This window comes from Allosphingosinicella sp. (assembly GCF_059502505.1).
On record NZ_JCACEU010000020.1, the window covers coordinates 164,264 to 181,361 of the forward strand.

17 protein-coding genes are annotated in these 17,098 nt (G+C 66.6%); 13 read left to right on the forward strand and 4 right to left on the reverse strand.

The genetic code is table 11. From position 1 onward, the window contains the following. The first annotated feature begins 2 nt into the window (after positions 1 to 2). The 4 genes from AC5JBD_RS16555 to AC5JBD_RS16570 all read left to right on the forward strand — a co-directional run bounded on the left by AC5JBD_RS16555 (position 3) and on the right by AC5JBD_RS16570 (position 2,725). A complete protein-coding gene (locus tag AC5JBD_RS16555) occupies positions 3 to 1,217 on the forward strand; it encodes a cysteine desulfurase (RefSeq protein ID WP_495722926.1) in 1,215 nt (404 codons plus the stop codon). Further along, positions 1,214 to 1,675 carry an SUF system Fe-S cluster assembly protein gene (locus tag AC5JBD_RS16560; protein ID WP_495722927.1) on the forward strand — a complete coding sequence of 154 codons (462 nt, stop codon included), beginning with the start codon at positions 1,214 to 1,216 and terminating at the stop codon, positions 1,673 to 1,675. The genes AC5JBD_RS16555 and AC5JBD_RS16560 overlap by 4 nt, the downstream gene beginning before the upstream one ends. After that, positions 1,675 to 2,037 (forward strand): HesB/IscA family protein, encoded by a 363-nt coding sequence (locus tag AC5JBD_RS16565; RefSeq protein ID WP_495722928.1) that lies wholly within the window; start codon positions 1,675 to 1,677, stop codon positions 2,035 to 2,037. The genes AC5JBD_RS16560 and AC5JBD_RS16565 overlap by 1 nt, the downstream gene beginning before the upstream one ends. Before the next feature lie 133 nt (positions 2,038 to 2,170). Next, a complete protein-coding gene (locus AC5JBD_RS16570) occupies positions 2,171 to 2,725 on the forward strand; it encodes a hypothetical protein (protein WP_495722929.1) in 555 nt (184 codons plus the stop codon). A 34-nt stretch (positions 2,726 to 2,759) separates the two neighbouring features. On the opposite strand, the gene AC5JBD_RS16575 is transcribed toward AC5JBD_RS16570, so the two are convergent. Next, positions 2,760 to 5,078, reverse strand: a complete 2,319-nt coding sequence (locus AC5JBD_RS16575; RefSeq protein ID WP_495722930.1) for a S8 family serine peptidase — start codon at positions 5,076 to 5,078, stop codon at positions 2,760 to 2,762. A 104-nt stretch (positions 5,079 to 5,182) separates the two neighbouring features. Between AC5JBD_RS16575 and AC5JBD_RS16580 the strand changes: the two genes are divergently transcribed. The 3 genes from AC5JBD_RS16580 (at position 5,183) to AC5JBD_RS16590 (ending at position 7,694) form a co-directional block, all read left to right on the forward strand. After that, positions 5,183 to 5,851 (forward strand): pyrimidine 5'-nucleotidase, encoded by a 669-nt coding sequence (locus AC5JBD_RS16580; RefSeq protein ID WP_495722931.1) that lies wholly within the window; start codon positions 5,183 to 5,185, stop codon positions 5,849 to 5,851. Next, the gene (gene dapD, locus AC5JBD_RS16585) at positions 5,848 to 6,672 is read left to right on the forward strand and encodes a 2,3,4,5-tetrahydropyridine-2,6-dicarboxylate N-succinyltransferase (RefSeq protein ID WP_495722932.1); all 825 of its coding nucleotides are present in this window, start codon (positions 5,848 to 5,850) and stop codon (positions 6,670 to 6,672) included. Before AC5JBD_RS16580 ends, dapD begins: the two co-directional genes overlap by 4 nt. An 80-nt stretch (positions 6,673 to 6,752) precedes the next feature. Then, entirely contained in the window at positions 6,753 to 7,694 is a 942-nt protein-coding gene (locus AC5JBD_RS16590) for a DMT family transporter (protein ID WP_495722933.1), read from the forward strand. On the opposite strand, the gene AC5JBD_RS16595 is transcribed toward AC5JBD_RS16590, so the two are convergent. After that, a complete protein-coding gene (locus AC5JBD_RS16595) occupies positions 7,666 to 8,316 on the reverse strand; it encodes a TlpA family protein disulfide reductase (RefSeq protein WP_495722934.1) in 651 nt (216 codons plus the stop codon). The genes AC5JBD_RS16590 and AC5JBD_RS16595 overlap by 29 nt on opposite strands. Positions 8,317 to 8,339: 23 nt before the next feature. Between AC5JBD_RS16595 and AC5JBD_RS16600 the strand changes: the two genes are divergently transcribed. From AC5JBD_RS16600 to AC5JBD_RS16615, 4 genes are read left to right on the forward strand one after another with little or no spacing between them, the layout of a single operon-like run. Then, the gene (locus AC5JBD_RS16600) at positions 8,340 to 8,579 is read left to right on the forward strand and encodes a hypothetical protein (RefSeq protein ID WP_495722935.1); all 240 of its coding nucleotides are present in this window, start codon (positions 8,340 to 8,342) and stop codon (positions 8,577 to 8,579) included. A 28-nt stretch (positions 8,580 to 8,607) separates the two neighbouring features. Beyond that, entirely contained in the window at positions 8,608 to 9,468 is an 861-nt protein-coding gene (gene galU / locus AC5JBD_RS16605; protein WP_495722936.1) for a UTP--glucose-1-phosphate uridylyltransferase GalU, read from the forward strand. Between the two features lies 1 nt (position 9,469). Beyond that, positions 9,470 to 10,426, forward strand: coding sequence for a zinc transporter ZntB (locus AC5JBD_RS16610; protein WP_495722937.1), 957 nt, complete (start codon positions 9,470 to 9,472; stop codon positions 10,424 to 10,426). Between the two features lie 46 nt (positions 10,427 to 10,472). After that, entirely contained in the window at positions 10,473 to 12,155 is a 1,683-nt protein-coding gene (locus AC5JBD_RS16615; RefSeq protein WP_495722938.1) for an MFS transporter, read from the forward strand. 194 nt (positions 12,156 to 12,349) lie between these two features. On the opposite strand, the gene AC5JBD_RS16620 is transcribed toward AC5JBD_RS16615, so the two are convergent. After that, positions 12,350 to 13,972 (reverse strand): hypothetical protein, encoded by a 1,623-nt coding sequence (locus AC5JBD_RS16620; RefSeq protein WP_495722939.1) that lies wholly within the window; start codon positions 13,970 to 13,972, stop codon positions 12,350 to 12,352. A 33-nt stretch (positions 13,973 to 14,005) separates the two neighbouring features. After that, entirely contained in the window at positions 14,006 to 14,230 is a 225-nt protein-coding gene (locus tag AC5JBD_RS16625; RefSeq protein WP_495722940.1) for a hypothetical protein, read from the reverse strand. 367 nt (positions 14,231 to 14,597) lie between these two features. On the opposite strand from AC5JBD_RS16625, the gene AC5JBD_RS16630 reads away from it, so the two are divergent. Together AC5JBD_RS16630 and AC5JBD_RS16635 are read left to right on the forward strand one after the other, a co-directional pair. Beyond that, positions 14,598 to 15,782 carry a caspase family protein gene (locus AC5JBD_RS16630; RefSeq protein WP_495722941.1) on the forward strand — a complete coding sequence of 395 codons (1,185 nt, stop codon included), beginning with the start codon at positions 14,598 to 14,600 and terminating at the stop codon, positions 15,780 to 15,782. Continuing rightward, entirely contained in the window at positions 15,782 to 17,068 is a 1,287-nt protein-coding gene (locus AC5JBD_RS16635; RefSeq protein ID WP_495722942.1) for a hypothetical protein, read from the forward strand. Before AC5JBD_RS16630 ends, AC5JBD_RS16635 begins: the two co-directional genes overlap by 1 nt. Positions 17,069 to 17,098: the final 30 nt, after the last annotated feature.

Below are 17,098 nucleotides of genomic sequence, written 5' to 3' on the forward strand. Positions count from 1 at the left end.
GCATGGATATGCTGACCTCCACCCGCCCGCTCGACCGCCTCGCCGACTTCCCGGCCATTCCCGAAGGCTGGGCCTATCTCGATACCGCCGCGACGGCCCAGAAGCCGCGCGCCGTGATCGACGCCATCACCCGCGGCTATGCCGAGACTTACGCTACCGTTCACCGCGGCATCTATCAGCGCTCCGCCGATATGACGCTTGCCTTCGAGGCCGCCCGCCGCCGCACCGCTCAGTTCATCGGCGCCAATGCGCCTGAGGAAGTGGTCTTCGTCCGCGGCGCCACCGAAGGCATCAACCTCGTCGCCCAGAGCTGGGGCGGGACGGTCCTCAAGCCGGGCGACCAGATAATGCTCTCGGTGCTGGAGCATCATTCCAACATCGTGCCCTGGCAGATGGTGGCCGAGCGCACCGGCGCCGAGATCGATGTCGTGCCGCTGACCGTTGATCACCGCATCGACCTCGATGCCATGGCCGCCATGCTCACCGAGCGGCACAAGCTGGTCGCGCTCGCCCATGTCTCCAACGTGCTCGGCTCCGTCCTCGACGCCCGCCGCGCCGCCGATCTGGCGCACAAGGTCGGTGCGAAGCTCCTCCTCGACGGCTGCCAGGCGGTGCCGCGCATGCGCGTCGACGTCGCCGAGCTCGGCTGCGACTTCTACGTCTTCTCCGGCCACAAGCTCTACGGCCCCACCGGCATCGGCGTCCTCTGGGGCCGGGCGGAGCTGCTCGAGGCGATGCCGCCCATGCATGGCGGCGGCGCGATGATCGACAAGGTCTCGTTCAACGGCACGACCTACGCCCCGCCGCCGGCGCGCTTCGAGGCGGGCACGCCCCACGTCGTCGGCGTGCTCGGGCTGCACGCGGCGATCGACTATGTCGAGGCGATCGGGCTGGACGCCATCGCCGCGCACGAGGACGCGCTGGTGCGCGAGGCCCGCGCTGCCCTCTCGACCTTGAACAGCGTCACGCTGTTCGGCCCGGAGGACAGCGCGGGCATCGTCAGCTTCGCGATCCAGGGGGTGCATCCGCACGATGTCGGCACCATATTGGACGAGAGCCGGGTCGCGATCCGGGCGGGGCATCATTGCGCGCAGCCCTTGATGGAGCATCTCGGCGTCGATGCGACCGCGCGGGCGAGCTTCGGCGTCTATAATGGCAGGCAGGATGTCGAGGCGCTGCTTCGCGGCATCGAGCGGGTGACGAGAATTTTCGGATGAACGAAGAACGCAAGATCGAGATCGAGGAGGTCGATGCGGCCGCGCCGCCGCCGAGGGCGCGCGTGGATCTCGCCGAGACCTTCGGCCGCAAGAAGGATTATCTCGCCGGCTTTCTCGCGCAGCAGCCGGCCGAGCCGGCACCGGTCGAGCCGGGCGGCGACCTCTATGAGGCGGTGATTGACGCGCTGAAGGAGATTTACGACCCGGAGATCCCGGTCAACATCTACGACCTGGGGCTCATCTACGGCGTCGACATCTCGCCCGACAGCTCGGCCAAGGTGACGATGACCCTGACGACGCCGCACTGCCCGGTCGCGGAGTCGATGCCGGGCGAGGTGGAGCTGCGGGTGAGTGCAGTGCCGGGCATCCGGGATGCCGAAGTCGAGCTCGTCTGGGACCCGCCCTGGGACCCGCAGAAGATGAGCGACGAAGCCAAGCTCGAACTGGGGATGCTGTGATGAACGCCGAGACGAAGACCGTGCGCGCCCGCCCCGCCGCCCTCACCCTCACCCCGTCCGCCGAGGCGCGGATCACCGCGCTGATGGCGCGCGCACCCGAAGGCGCCGTGGGCGTCAAGCTCTCCACCCCCCGCCGCGGCTGCTCGGGCCTTGCCTATTCGGTCGACTATGTCACCGAAGAGAAGCCGTTCGACGAGAAGATCGTCACCCCCGGCGGCATCTTCTACGTGGACGGCGCTTCGATTCTCTATCTGATCGGCAGCCGGATGGACTGGGTGGAGGACGACTTCAGCGCCGGCTTCGTATTCCAGAATCCGAACGCCAAGGGCGCCTGCGGCTGCGGCGAGAGCTTCACCGTCTAAACGTCAAAAGGTTCCGGCCTGGGACGCGGTTCGGCGAATCGACGAACGGAAAGGCCACAGGGCAACCAAAAGAAGTCAAGCGGGTTCAGCATTTCAACAGAGGACGGGCGGCGGGCTGAGTTGGAGAGCCATGATGTTGAAGCCGTTGCTTGCCATTTCCCTCCTCGCCCTCCCGGTCGCTACAGCCACCGCGCAGACCCAGCCTGCCGCGCAATGGACCGTCGCCGGCGGCAACCAGGGTTGCGCCGTCCACACCTCCGCGCAGCAGGGCACCGTCGTCTCGATTCTCGCCGGACCGGGGCAGGACAGTCTGCTGTTTCTGATCCAGAACAATGCCTGGTCCTCGCTTGAGGACGGCGGCAGCTACGACATCGCCGTCGAGTTCGACGAGGCCGGCCCCTGGCAGCTGAAGGCAGTGGCCAAGACCGAGATCGACAAGGATGGCCCCGGCCTGATGTTCGCCGTGCCGCCCGGCCAGAAGCAGGGCTCCGACTTCATCACCGAGTTCGTCCAGGCGGCCGGCATGAAGATCGATGGCCAGGGCCAGCGCATGGGCTCGCTCCAGATCGGCAGCGGCCGCTCGGCGATGACCGCGCTCGCGCAATGCATCGGCCGCGTCTTCGCCAACCAACCCGTCACCACGGAAGAGCCGAAAGGCATCGGCGGCGCCCCGGCCATCACCATCTGAAGCTGAACCTCCTCCCCGCGCTGCGGGGAGGAATTCAGAAGCCGAGCGTGTAGCGCAGGGCGCCGCCGACGTCGCTCCGCATGGCCTCGATGTGGCCCGGATCGGTGCGCAGGAAGGCGTTCACGCCCAGCCGGCCGCCGAGCAGCCCGACGCTGTAGGCGAGCTCGTAATCGATCTCTCGCCCGGTCGGCGCGAGGCTGAGCTGCTGCGGCTCGAAGCCGACGGCGCCGCTGCCATAATCATATGACACGGGCACGTTGAGCGCGAAGCCGCCGGAGCTGACGCGGAGCGGCTGCATCACCCGGAAGGCAAACCTGTCACCCCCCGCGAAGGCGTTCGCCCTGGCAAGATCCAACGCCCAGGCGTCCGTCGAGAGACGCCCCTGATCGACCAGCGCGCCGCTTCCGGCCATCCGCGTCCAGCCGCGGCGATAGCTGGCGAAAGCGCCCCAGCCCCGGCCGAGATCGAAGGAGGCGGTGCCGTCGAGGAAGTAGCTGGTCGCGCCGCCGCTCGCGAAGGCGGAGCTGAAGCGGCTGCCGAGCATCGTCTCCTGCTCGTCGAGCCGAGACGCACCCAGCGACAGGTTTACCGGCCCGAACCGCCGGTCCGCGGTAACCGAGCTGATGCTGTAGGCGGGATCCTCGATCTGCTTCACCAGGCCCGGATTGTAGACCCTGCCGCGCTCGCTGGTGACGGTCAGCGCCACTGGCCCGACATCGTGGCGAACGCCGACGCTGCTCGAGGCATCGGCGAAGAAACCGCTGCGCGTCATCGGGTCCCGGGCGACCAGGAAGGCGTTGTTCTCATGTCCCGACAGGCGCTGCTGCAGCGTGCGGCCGCTCTCCGAGAAGCCGAACGCCACCGCCGTCCGCGGCGTCAGGCGGCCCAGCGCCATGCCGGCGATCGCTTTGGCCCTGCGGCTGTCGTCATAGGTGAGGCCCGCCTGCGCCAGCCCGACATGGGCCTGGCCAGTGAGGTTGCGATTGACGGTGATCGACACCGCCATCCGCCCCGCCGCAGCGCCGCCGGTGCGGTAGTCGCCGTGCAGCGACTGGGCGAGCGGCTGCTCCTGCGGCGCCCGCGCCAGCGAGTGGGCGAAGTTCATCGCAAAGGCGCGGGAATAGCCGTCCAGGATGACGGCGCCGACGACCGGTATCCTGGCATCGCCCATCGTCGTCGAGGTCTGGCCGCTGCCTGAGGAAGTCGGCGAGACCGGCGTGCCGCTGCCGGCGAGGCTGGTCTGGCCCATCGGCTGGAAGGCGCGCGCGATGTTGAGGATACCGTTGCCGAACACGCCGTCGCGGCCGGGCGCACCGGCGTCGTCGGCGCTTCTGAACAAAATGTCGACGATCTGAGCGCCGGTGAGGTTCGGGAAGGCGCTCGCCAGCAAGGCGGCCGCGCCGCTGATCACCGGCGCCGAGAAGGACGTGCCGCTCCACATCCCGGCGACGCCCTCGTGATCGAAGGTGCGCACGCGATAGCCGAGCGCGGCCAGATAGCTCGCGGCGCCGCTTCCCGCCCTGTTCGAAAAGTCCGAAATGCCGCGTGGATCGAACGCGCTCCCGTGGGAGCCCGCGATGATGACGAGACCGTTGCCGGCCCGCGCATTGTCGGTCGCGAAGCCGTCGGGATTGGCGCCTTCCGGCTCCTTGCCGTTATTGCCGGCGGAGACGACGACGACGATCCCGGCCTGGCTCGCGCGGCTGACGGAGTTGAGCACGGTCGTGCCCGCGCCCTCGCCCCCGAGCGAGACGTTGATCACGCGGGCGCCGTTGGTGCGCGCCAGATCGATGGCGCGCGCGATCGCGCTGTCGCTGTGCTTGCAGCCGTCATCCTCGTCGCAGTTGTTCGGATCGGCGGTATTGAACGACAGGATGGTGGATTCGAACGCGACACCGGAAATCTGCCCGCCGTCGCGGCCCGCCGCCGCCACCGCGGTCACGGCGGTGCCGTGGCCCTCCGTGTCGGTGATGCCGCGACTGGCGACCACGTCGGCGCTCGCCGGATCGATGCGGCCGGCAAAATCCGGCAGGTTCGGGTTGATGCCGCTGTCGACAATGGCGATCTTTACGCCCTGGCCGCGGCCGCCGGCATTGTAGGCGCTGATCGCGTTGGCCGCAACCGAGCCGCTGGAGCGCCGATATTCCGCATCGTCGAAGCTGGAGCCCGCCGGGCTGGGCGGCGGCGGAGGGGGTGGAGGCGGCGGCGGAGGAGGCGGAGGCGGCGGTGCGGGCGGCGCGATCGTGATCGGCGCAGGCCGGGCACCGCCGCCCCCGCCGCCGCAGCCGGAAAGCGCCAGCGCGACCACGCAGACCGAGAGCAGCAGCGCGTTCCTTCGGAGCCGATCGTTCATCGCAGCCTCGCCAAGCTATTCAGTTTCTTGGATGTTTTGTAGCTCAACATAGCCCGGAGATGCTTTCAATTTGCTGAAGGCTCAAAGCTGCTTAAGGGGCAGGCATGCTTCCCGCTCTGGCCCATATCGACAGCTGGATCTTCGATCTCGACAATTGCCTCTACCCCGCGTCCTGCAACCTGTTCGAGCTGATCGACGCGCGCATGACCGAGTTCGTCCAGCAACTTGTGGGATGCGGATTCGATGAAGCGCGCAAGATCCAGAAGGGCCATTTCCACGCTCACGGCACCACGCTCGCCGGCCTGATGGCGAGCCACGACATCGATCCGCACAGCTTCCTTGCCTTCGTCCACGACATCGACCTTGCCAGGATCTCTGCGGATCCCGATCTGGTGGCGGCAATCGATCGCCTGCCCGGGCGCAAGTTCGTGTTCACCAATGGCGATGCCGATCATGCCGCACGGGTGCTCGACAGGCTCGGCCTCGCCAACCTCTGGGACGGCCTCCACGATATACACGCAATGGGCTATGTCACCAAGCCGCATCCGAGCGCCTACCAGGCCTTGTGCGACCGGCACGGCATCGATCCAACCCGCGCGCTCTTCGCCGACGACATGGCCCGCAACCTGGCGCCCGCCAAGGCGCTCGGCATGACGACAGTGTGGATCGACAACGGATCCGAGCAGGGCGACCACGCCCATGATCCCTCCTTTATCGACCATCATGTCGGCGATATCGGCACCTGGCTCACCGAAATTACGAGGCCCCAATGACCGACGCGCTGCAATCGACGATCGAACGGGCCTGGGACGAACGCGAGAGCATCTCCGCTGCGACGGAAGGCGAGATCCGCGAAGCGGTGGACGCGGCGATCGAGGCCCTCGATTCGGGACGCGCCCGCGTCGCCGAAAAGGGGCCGGACGGCTGGCGCGTCAACCAATGGCTAAAGAAGGCGGTGCTGCTGAGCTTCCGCCTCAACCCGATGCGGGCCATCGCCGGCGGGCCAGGCGGCGCCAGTTGGTGGGACAAGGTGCCGTCCAAGTTCGAAGGCTGGGGCGAGAACCAGTTTGGCGAGGCAGGCTTCCGTGCCGTCCCCGGCGCGATCGTCCGCCGCGGCGCCTATGTAGCGCCCGGTGCCGTGCTGATGCCGAGCTTCGTCAATATCGGCGCGTTCGTCGGTGAAGGGACGATGGTCGACACCTGGGCCACCGTCGGCAGCTGCGCGCAGATCGGCCGCAACGTCCACATTTCCGGCGGCACCGGCATCGGCGGCGTGCTGGAGCCGCTCCAGGCGGGTCCGGTGATCATCGAGGATGATTGCTTCATCGGCGCCCGCTCCGAAGTCGCCGAGGGCGTGATCGTCGAGGAGGGTGCGGTGCTGTCGATGGGCGTCTTCATCGGCGCGTCGACGAAGATCGTCGATCGCGACACCGGAGAGACCTTCACCGGCCGCGTTCCCGCTTACTCCGTCGTCGTCCCCGGCACGCTCCCCGGAAAGGACGGCGGCCCGAGCCTCGCCTGTGCCGTCATCGTGAAGCGCGTCGATGCGCGGACACGCTCCAAGACCAGCATCAACGAGCTGCTGCGCGACTGATTTCGACGATAAGCGCTCCTTATCAGTTTGACCGCAGCTTTTAGAGTGCCGCGCCGCGACTATACCCTAAAGGGTCTCGCATGCGCGGACACGCGATCAGAACCCAGATGGGCACGGCCGAATGGCTGACCCTGATCGGCTTATCCGTGCTGTGGGGCGGCTCCTTCTTCTTCATCGACGTGGCGGTACGCTCAATACCGCCTTTCACGCTGGTGCTGGTCAGGGTTGCCCTCGCTGCCGCCGCTCTGCTGCTGTTCCTGAAACTCCGCCGCCAGACGCTCGGCTTCGACCGCTCCGTTCTGGCGGCATTCGTCATCATGGGGCTGCTCAACAACGCCGTTCCTTTCTCGCTGCTCGCCTGGGGCCAGACGCAGATCGGCGGCGGCCTCGCCTCAATCCTCAACGCGACCACGCCGATCTGGGGCGTGATCGTCGCCCATGCCTTTACGGAGGACGAGCGCATCACGCCCCTCAAGATGATCGGTGTGCTACTCGGCTTCGCGGGCGTGGCGGCGATGCTCGGTCCCGATCTGCTCGGTGAAATCGGCGGCAGCCTGCTTGCCCAGCTCGCCTGCATCGCCGCTGCGCTCTGCTATGCCCTCGCCGGAGTATATGGGCGTCGGTTCCGCAGGCTCGGCATCTCGCCGATCCACGTCTCGGCCGGTCAGCTCGCCGCCGCCGCCTTGCTGCTGCTCCCGGTCGCGCTCCTGGTCGAGCAACCGTGGCAGCTGCCGGCGCCGCCGGCCGAGGCTTGGGGCTCGCTGCTGGCCCTGGCGCTCTTCTCCACCACCTTCGCCTACGTCCTCTACTTTCGCCTGATTGCCACCGCCGGAGCCACCAACGCCTTGCTCGTAACCTTCCTGGTGCCGGTGACGGCGATCCTGCTCGGAGCGGTCATCCTCAGCGAGGTTCTCGAGCCGCGCCACGTCGCCGGTATGGCGCTGATCGGCCTCGGTCTCGCGGCCATCGACGGTCGCCTGCTGCGGCTTCGCTTCAGCTCTTCGCCGCAGCTTCCCCGATGAGCCCCGCGGCCCGGCTTGCCTCCCACTCCTCCATGCCGGTCATCCGCCAGACCTCGCGCCCCTCGGCGTCGTAGAGAATGGTGGTGGGGAGCGTATCGACCTTCAGCTCCTGCATCAGCGACAGGCGCGGATCGATATAGGGTTCGAGGTTGCGGAAGGCGCGCTGCGCGAAAAAGGCATCCACCTTCTCCTGCCCGTCCAGGTCCTGGCTGACGGCGAGCACCTGCAGCCCCTTTTCGCGTGCCGCGAGCGCGTCGAGCGTCGGCATCTCCGCGATGCAGGGCGCGCACCAGGTCGCCCACAGATTGACCAGCAACGGCCGGCCGCGGAAGTCGGCAAGGCTCACATTCTCGCCGCCGGGATCCTGGAAGCTGCTTCCCGGCGCCTGCGTTCCTGCAAAGGAGCGGTCGAGCCGGCCGGTGGGATTCTTCTGTACGGTCTTCGGCCCGGACCAGCCGCTCGGCGCAGGGCCGCCGCGCGGCGCGTCGCTGCCGCCGTCGCAGGCGGCGAGCACGATCGTGGCGAGGAAGGCGGGGAGGAGCCGCAATTGCTGTGTCTCCGGATGGGTGAAGGCGCTGGATAAATGGCGCTCGCCAGCCGGACAAGCGGCTTCGCTTTTCATGCGCCGCTGGCTAAGAGGGGCCGATGACGAGGCTCCTCACCGCTGCCGCCTTACTGGCGCTGCTCGCCGGCTGCGGCGGGCGCGAGCCGCTCCAGCCGGCAGCCGGTGAAAGCCTGCCGCCCGCGCCCGCCATGGCCGCCCGCGCGCCGACCACCGACGAGCTGCTGACGCCGCCGCCGATCGCCCGCCCGGAGCGGGTCGACGAGACGCTGCGCCGCTCCGAGGAGCGCGAGGACGACCGCTTCGACCTGCCCCCGCCGTAATCCGCGCACCTTCATCTTTGGAGTCCTGATGAAACCCGTCCGCCAGGCCGTCTTCCCCGTTGCCGGTCTCGGCACCCGCTTCCTCCCCGCCACCAAGGCCTTCGCCAAGGAGCTGCTGCCGGTCGTCGACCGGCCCCTCATCCAGTACGCTGTCGATGAGGCTAGGGAAGCTGGCATCGAGCAGATGATCTTCGTGACCGGCCGTGGGAAGGTGGGCCTGGAGGACTATTTCGACATCGGATTCGAGCTCGAGACGACGATGCGTGCCCGCGGCAAGCCGCTCGACCTGCTGGAGCCGACGCGTATGCCGCCCGGCGCCATCGCGTCCGTGCGCCAGCAGGAGCCGCTCGGGCTCGGCCACGCGGTCTGGTGCGCCCGCGAGATCGTCGGCGACGAGCCGTTCGCAGTCTTGCTCCCCGACGATCTGATGGTCGGCAGGCCCGGCTGCGTCGCCCAGATGGTCGACGCCTACAACAAGGTCGGCGGCAACATCGTCTGCGTGCAGGAAGTGCCGCGCGAGCGCACCGCCAGCTACGGCGTGATCACTCCGGGCGCCGCTGACGGCCGCCTCACGGAGGTAAAGGGCCTCGTCGAGAAGCCGAAGCCGGAGGACGCGCCGTCCAACCTCGCCGTGGTCGGCCGCTATATCCTCCAGCCCGAGATCATGCGCATCCTCGACGATCAGGAAACGGGCGCCGGCGGCGAGATCCAGCTCACCGACGCCATGGCCAAGCTGATCGGGCAGCAGCCCTTCCACGGCCTCACCTTCGACGGCGAGCGCCACGATTGCGGCGACAAGGTCGGCTTCGTCATCGCCAACATCGCGCTGGCGATGAAGCGCGACGACGTGGCGCCGGCGGTCCGCGCCTTCATCGCGGACCTGCAATAGCATGGAATGCGGCCTCCTCGTCGGCGACGGACCCGTCCGCCGCCTGACCGTAGAGGAGGCCGAAGCCTATCGCGGCCCCGGTTTCCTCTGGCTGCACCTGCACGGCTGGGACGAGGAGGATTTCGCGCTCCTCCGCCGGCAGGACACTATTCCCGACGTCGCCGCCAGCGCGCTGGTCGCCACCGAGACCCGGCCGCGCTGCGACCAGGTCGAGTTCGGCGCCATCGTCAATCTTCGCGGTCCCGGCGAGACCGACCCCAACGACAGCGACCGGCTCGTCTCGATCCGTCTCTGGGTGCACCATAATCGCGTCACGTCCGTGAGCCGTCGCCGGCTGAGCGCGACCAAGCGCGTCATGGAGCTGGTGGACGCCGGCAAGATTACCGATCCGGGCGACCTCGTCGCCGCCTTCGCCCGTCATATCAGCCTGGAGCTCGACCCGCAGGTTGCCGAACTCGGCGACTGTCTCGACGACATCGAGACCGGCCTCGAAGAGACCACCAGCCTCTACCGGCACCGGACGACGATCACGCGGGTGCGCGCCGACGCGATCGGCTTCCGCCGCTTCGTCGCGCCCGATCGGGACGCGCTCCTCACCTTGGCGGCGCTCGATTTCGACTGGCTGAGCCAGGACGACCGCCTCCACATCCGCGAGGCCGCCGACAAGTTCGCCCGCATGGCCGAGGAGCTGGAAGCCGTCCGAGAGCGCGCCGGGCTGCTGCACGAGCAGATCACCGACCTCCGCGCCGAGCAGCTCGACCAGCGTGCGCTGCTGCTGGCGATCGTCGCGCTCATCTTCCTGCCGCTGACCTTCATTACCGGCCTCCTCGGCATGAACGTCGAAGGCATACCTTATGCCAAGGAGCCCTGGGCCTTCTGGGGCGTAGTCGGCCTCTGCATCGTGCTCAGCCTGCTGGTCATCGGCTATTTCGCGCGCCTCCACTGGCTGAAGCGGTGAGCCTTCCGCCCCCGCAACTTCGGCAATCCTGATCCATTATCCGGGCATGGCCGACACCTCCCCGACGCGCTCCAAAGCGGCCTCCGCCTCCACCCTGTCCCCGCTTCGCAATCCCGTATTCCGGGCCGTCTGGCTGGCAAGCATGGCTTCCAATTTCGGCGGCATGATCCAGTCGGTCGGCGCCTCGTGGATGATGGTGTCGATCTCGGGATCGGCCGAGATGGTCGCGCTGGTGCAGGCGTCGGTCACGCTGCCGATCATGCTGCTGTCCCTCTTGGCCGGCGCGATGGCGGACAGCCTCGACCGGCGGCGGCTGATGATCGCGGCGCAGGTCTTCATGCTGCTCGTCTCGGTCACGCTCGCCGCCTGCGCCTGGCTTGGGCTGCTCTCGCCGTGGCTGCTCCTCGCCTTCACCTTCCTGATCGGCTGCGGCACCGCCTTCAACGGGCCCGCCTGGCAGGCATCGGTTGGCGAGATGGTCCCGCGCAGCGAACTTCCGGGCGCCGTCGCGCTCAACAGCATGGGCTTCAACATCGCCCGCAGCCTCGGTCCGGCGATCGGCGGCGCGATCGTGGCCGCGCTCAACGCTGCCGCCGCCTTCGCGATCAACGCCGTCAGCTATTTCGCCCTGATAACGGTGCTCGCTCGCTGGAGGCCGGTCGAGACCGAGGAGAAGCTGCCGCGCGAGCGGATCGGCGTCGCGATTGCCGCGGGCGTCCGCTACGTTCGCATGTCGCCCTCGGTGCGCGTCGTCCTCGGCCGCAGCCTCCTCTTCGGCCTCGGTGCCAGCGCGATACCCTCGCTGATGCCGCTGATCGCGCGGGACGTGATCGCCGGCGGGCCGCTCACCTACGGCCTCCTGCTCGGCGCATTCGGCGTCGGCGCCGTGGCGGGAGCGTTCACCAGCGCGCGCCTGCGGCAGCGTCTCTCGTCGGAAGCGATCGTGCGCTGGTCCTGCCTGGCATTCGCGATGGCGGCGGTGCTCGCCGGCCTCAGTCCGTACCTGCTCTCGACGATGGCGGTGCTGGTGGTCGCGGGCGGCGCCTGGGTGCTGGCGCTCTCGACCTTCAACGTCACGGTCCAGCTCCACTCGCCGCGCTGGGTCGTCGCCCGCGCCCTTTCGCTTTACCAGATGGCCGCGTTCGGGGGCATGGCCGCAGGCAGCTGGACCTGGGGCCGCACCGCCGAGGCCGAGGGGATCGCCTTCGCGCTCGGTGCCGCCGCGGTCGTGCAACTGCTCTGCGCGCTGCTCGGCTTCCGCCTGCCCCTGGCGCCCACGTCAGAGGTCGATCTCACCCCACTGCGCAGCTGGGCGCCGCCCGAGACGGCCGTGCCGGTCGAGGCGCGCAGCGGACCGGTGGTGATCACCATCGAATATGCGATCGCGCCGGAGAACCGGAAGGAATTCCTCGCCGCTATGGCTGAGCGCCGCCGCATCCGCCGCCGAGACGGGGCGCGGCACTGGACCTTGCTCAGGGACATCGCCGATCCCGACATCTGGATCGAGCGTTTCCATCTGCCGACCTGGGTCGACTATATCCGTCACAACAACCGGATCACTCATGACGATGCCGCCGTCCATGATCGGGTGAGGGCGCTGCACAAGGGTCCGGGCGCACCGCGCGTGCGCCGCATGCTGGAGCGCCAGACGGGGTCGCTGCCCGCCGGCCGCGAGCCAGGGCCGCGCGAGCTCGCGGAGCCGCTCACCGACGCGAGCCGCTCGGCCTGAGGGCGATCAATCAGGGAAGTAAAAGGATGGTGCCCAGGGGCGGAATCTCAGACCCGCGATATGCTTGCATTTCTGTGGGTTGTTGCGTCGGCGTCACGAGTTTGTACCCCCAGAAGTACCCCCAGCACCGGAAATGAACTGCGTTTGCGGCATCTCGTTTCACTGTTGCGCCAAGCAGCCTTCCTTCGAAAATCCTAGCCCCGTCGTGCTTTGGCGAAGTAGCGCTGCGGAGTACCCAGCGTCGCCTGCATCGCAGTGAACGGTGGGGCTCCGGGCTTATCCTGATCATATTCTACGGTCAGCATATGGCCCGGCACATGTGCCGCGATGGCGCTGTCGAGCGCGTCCAGTAGATGGCTGCTCGTGGGGTCCACAACGGCATGAGCCCGCACCCTCCGCTCCGGCTTCGTCGGCTCGATATCCTCGCGCAGTGAGAACTCCGTGACCCAGACCCATTTGGGAAACCCTATGCGCACCATGGCTTCCTTCAGCTCATCTGGTACGTCGTTGCGCAGAGCCCGCCAAGCGTGCTTCCAGCCATTACTGAGGTAGGTTCGGGCCACCAATTCGGCATCATCGGCGAAGAATTCGTCGTCGTTGCTCGTCTCCTCCTCCTCCGTTTTGGCCAGCTCGCCGCGGCTCTCCGTCATGAAGGCCACGATGCGCCGAGCAACGGTCTCTGCGCCTTCGGCTGGCATGAAGACAGTCTCGGGCAGGACCGGCAGAATGAAAGACGCATCTTCAAGGCAGGAGCCGTCGCCCTCCTCGGCACAGTCGGCACGACCGATGGCGAGGCGCCGGTACGGACCTGATTGGTCATCGTTGACCAGCAGGTAGGTGGCATAGTCCCAGATGTTAGGGCCAAGATCCAGCTCGGGCTCTGCGTCTTCGCCCGCCGCGGCCGAGGCGCCCCCAGGAGGATCGGTGACGCTTTGCTCCTTTGGCGGCGATCGATGTCCGACCGTGCCCACGGCCAGCACCGCGTGTTCGCCATTGTCGTCGTTGAGCCCGATGATCACGGGGATGCCGGAGTCCAGATATCGGCCAACGATCCGGTGAGCGGGCTCGTACCAGTCGCCTTCGCCGTTCGGTCGGTACACGAGAGGGTGGTAGCCCAATCCCTTCAAAGCTCGAACCATTGCGTCGGCAGTAAGTCGGCGAGACCCAGCTGGGAGCATGGCGGCAATGTCCACGTCGGTCGGAGTCAGAGCCGCAGCATTGACGTCGATGATGGAGAGCCAGGGTCCTTTGTGATGGTTGTGGAAGTGCCGGGCTAAACCCCAGATCACAGCCTGGGCACAGGAGCCGGTCCGTCCGTCCTGCTCCGTCGCAGCAGCCCCCGTAACCTTCAGTTCCGCGCCCAGCAAATGAACTGAATACTCTGAAGCCACGAGGAGTTCGCAGGGCTCCGAAAGCCCTGCCGGGACAGCGACAACTGCCCAGCTTACGGGCGCCCGCACCACGGGACGCAACACGAGAAAACCTAGATACGACTCCGCCCCTGCGGCTTCCAGCGCGGACGCAAGGTCCCCCGGCGCCAGGTCTTCGAGATCAGTCAGGTCTCGGTTAAAGACGTGCAGGCGCTTGCAGTGCTTGTTCGGTGCGGCGTAAACCCGGTGGTGAAACGCGGCGTAGGCACGTACATAATCGCGATCGAGGTAAGCACCCTCAAGGATGTAGTAGACGCCGCCCGCATTACGAAAAGCCTCTAGGATACCGTCGAGACAGTCACTTTCTCCCTCGGGATCCAGGCTGAGGCGGAGTTCGCGCCAGCCCTCGACACCCTCCAGGACGCCCGACTCATATGTGTTGATCATTGGCGGGCACCACCTTGCGCGAGCGAAGACGAGTTACGCTCGGCGAGTTCTCCCGACCAGCGCGGCGCAGGTGCCGGTCGCAGCTTCAGCGCGACGGATAAATTCCTTGTCGGTATCGGTGAGCCGCGAGCCAAACTTCTTACGGTGCACGGCAGTGATGATCACTGACGACTGGCTCTTTTTCGCGGTGAATCGATCCTTCGTGCCGCCGGCCTTGGCGCCGAACGGCTTGCTCTTGAGCTTGACGGTCTTTTTCATCGCAGAATCCTTGCGGCTCGTACGCCGTGGCCGGCGCACCTATCATCGACCCTCCGGAATCGCAAATGCCCTGGGGTGTCCTCCAGGTTAGGCGTCTCTCCGTCCAGACAACCCCCTTTGCGGGATCTTCGTTCCGGTTCGGGGTGGACCGCGCCGAAACCTGACCCTGCCGGATGTTGAATCAGCTTCCGCCCATATGCAAGAGTCTCTGTGAAGATGGGACGTACGAATATGGTGGATAACTTGTCACCGCCCCCCTCACAAAGGACGCAGTCACCAGGAACGGAGCTATCTTCACTTGCCGAAGGGGCGCTCGCCTGCTTGCTAGTGGAATGACAGTCGATCCGCTCCAGCGACCCCAGCTCTGATGTCGCACGACGCTGCCCTCATCCGTGAGGATCCGGACTCTGTTCCGGGGACACATGTGCTCATCGTGGGCATAGGGACCTACGACTACCTGCTCGACGGCGCTATGGCGGCTCCCGATATTGCTGCAGGTATGCGACAGATACCTGCAGCGGCTCGGTCAGCTCGCGCACTGGCCGACTTCTTTCTAGATGACTTCGACAATCCGGAGCGACCGCTCGGCAGCTTGGCGATGGTGCTCTCAGAGCCGGCCCCCGCTACGTACTCGCATCCGAAGGCGAACGTCACCGGCCCGCTCCCAAATGGTGATGTTGGGACCGTCGAGGACGCAATCCACCGGTGGGTTGAGCGCGGCACCGCTCGAGACGGGGATCTCCTCGTTCTCTATTTTGTAGGACATGGCGTTTCGGCAGGCACTCCGCTGCTGCTTTGTCGTGACTACGGGAAGAGCGCCTACAATCGCTTCGACGGCGCAGTGAACCTGACGACCTTACTTCTCGGCCTCGGAACTATGCAGAGCGGTGACCAACTCGTCATGATCGACGCGTGCCGAACCGATGATCGTGTCGCGAGATTGGTAGAGGGGGCGGCTGGCGCCCTCGGGCGGCCCGTGCTCACACCTTTGGCTCAATCAGACGACCGTTGGGGAAGGGCAGTGCAGAGCGTCCATTTCGCGACCTCGGCGCGCACGCAGGCATGGGCTGAGCCGGATGGCGAAACGCTCTACTCAGTGGTGCTATTAAAGGCTCTGCGCGGTTGGGGCGCCCAGCCCCGCTATGGCTATTGGGTGGGAACGGGCGGCTTGACTGAGGCCCTGGATGAGTTTGTCCCCCGCCTCGGCAGGTCAGGACGGGTGAAGCAGCAACCGGATTGGGTCCGCGTTGGTCAGTTCAAGATCTGCCTGCCTCGGGCGGCGATGGCGGATGCGTATGTTACGTGCGACCCCGACCAAGTTTGGACGACGCCGCTTCGTCTCACCGCCGATGGCACCGGCGTCGCCCTCTACCACCAGCATGAACCTTCGAGCTCGCTTCGTGAGTGGGCCGTTAGCGTACGGGCCGGGCAATATTCTTTCGGCGTCCATTTCGACGGCACCAGCGAATATGAGGATCTGCTGGTAGACAATCAGCTTGTGTCTCCTCCGGCCTATCCGGTACGCCTCAGGCCCTCGCGGAGAGCGAAGTGATGAGTTACAATCTCACCCTTAGCCTTGCTGATCCGGGCGGCTTCGACGTCATAGCTCGCATCATCGGCGGTGGCGCGTCCGCCGATACTCTGGGCCCACAGGTGCGCGAAATTGTCGTCCCTGCTCGGGGAACAATCGATGTGCCGCTCGAGACTGGGGCCTATTCGATCCAGCTGCTTCTCCCTTTCGGGCGCGTGTTCGTCGATTCCTTCGAGATCGCGCAGAGGGACCTAATGCTTCCAATCGACCTCCCGGAGGCGGCATTCACACCGAGTTCCTGGAACGAGGCATCGACGGAGGTAGACATCGCTGTAACAGCGGCCCTTCAAGCAAGCCCCAAACAGTTGAGCCCGCCCAGTCGATTGAAGCAGCTAGGTCGGCGAACCCGGCAGATGTTCGGTCGGGCTGGAAGGCCTCCGCAGCGGCCTTCCCGCGCCGCCGCGACTCTGCAGGTCTCGTCGCCGCAGAGCTTTTACCTTCTCGGCTGGCCGCACTCCGCAGAGACGTCGGAGTGGGACTTGCTCGCGGCTCCACCCTCGCAGTGGTCCTATACCAGGATGCTGCGCTCGGGGGTGCAGCGGATCGACCCAGAAGCCGACGCCGACGGAGCGGCATTGTTCGCCACTGACCAGGAGACAGGCCGAGCCTGGCTTTGGGCGGCAACCACATCAGCAGAGGAAGTCGCAAGCCTGCCGCGGCTGCGCGCTCGCGGCGGGCCCAGCGATCGCATCGCGGAAGTACTCGTGGACGTAGGAAGCGGAACTGAGGCGCTTCTAACCGTGGCGGCCCCGGACAGTGCCAACCGGGCGTTGCTCTCCTACTTCGGAGCCGCTCGCCTATCAGTCCTCACGACCCTGGTTGATGCGATGGAGCAGGATGGATCCATCGAGGCGGCAGTTGCCGGCCCCGAGGCGGACCCGCTTGCCGTTTGTGTTGCGGCTTACGTTCGACTCGCCACCTCGCGTGGGGCGCTTTCGCGGGAGTGGATGCACCGACTGGAAAAACTTGCGAAAGCGAACGCTGATATTCCCGACTGCCTGCTCGTCAATTGTCGAGCGTTGATGATGGATAAAGAACGGGATTCGGAGCTTGCCGCTCGCGAGCAGCTCAAGCAGGTCGTTGCAGCCGGTATCCCATACTTCTCCGCTGGGCTGCAGCTGCTCAGGGAGATGATTCTGCTTTCGGACCCAGACGAAGTGCATCCGCTGCAGGCGAAGGTCGAAGCGGTGGCTCGACGCTGCGACTTCACTCGATACGTCACAACGCTGCGCTACTCCGGAGGGTGACCTGTTCAGGCTGACAATGCTGCCCGCTTC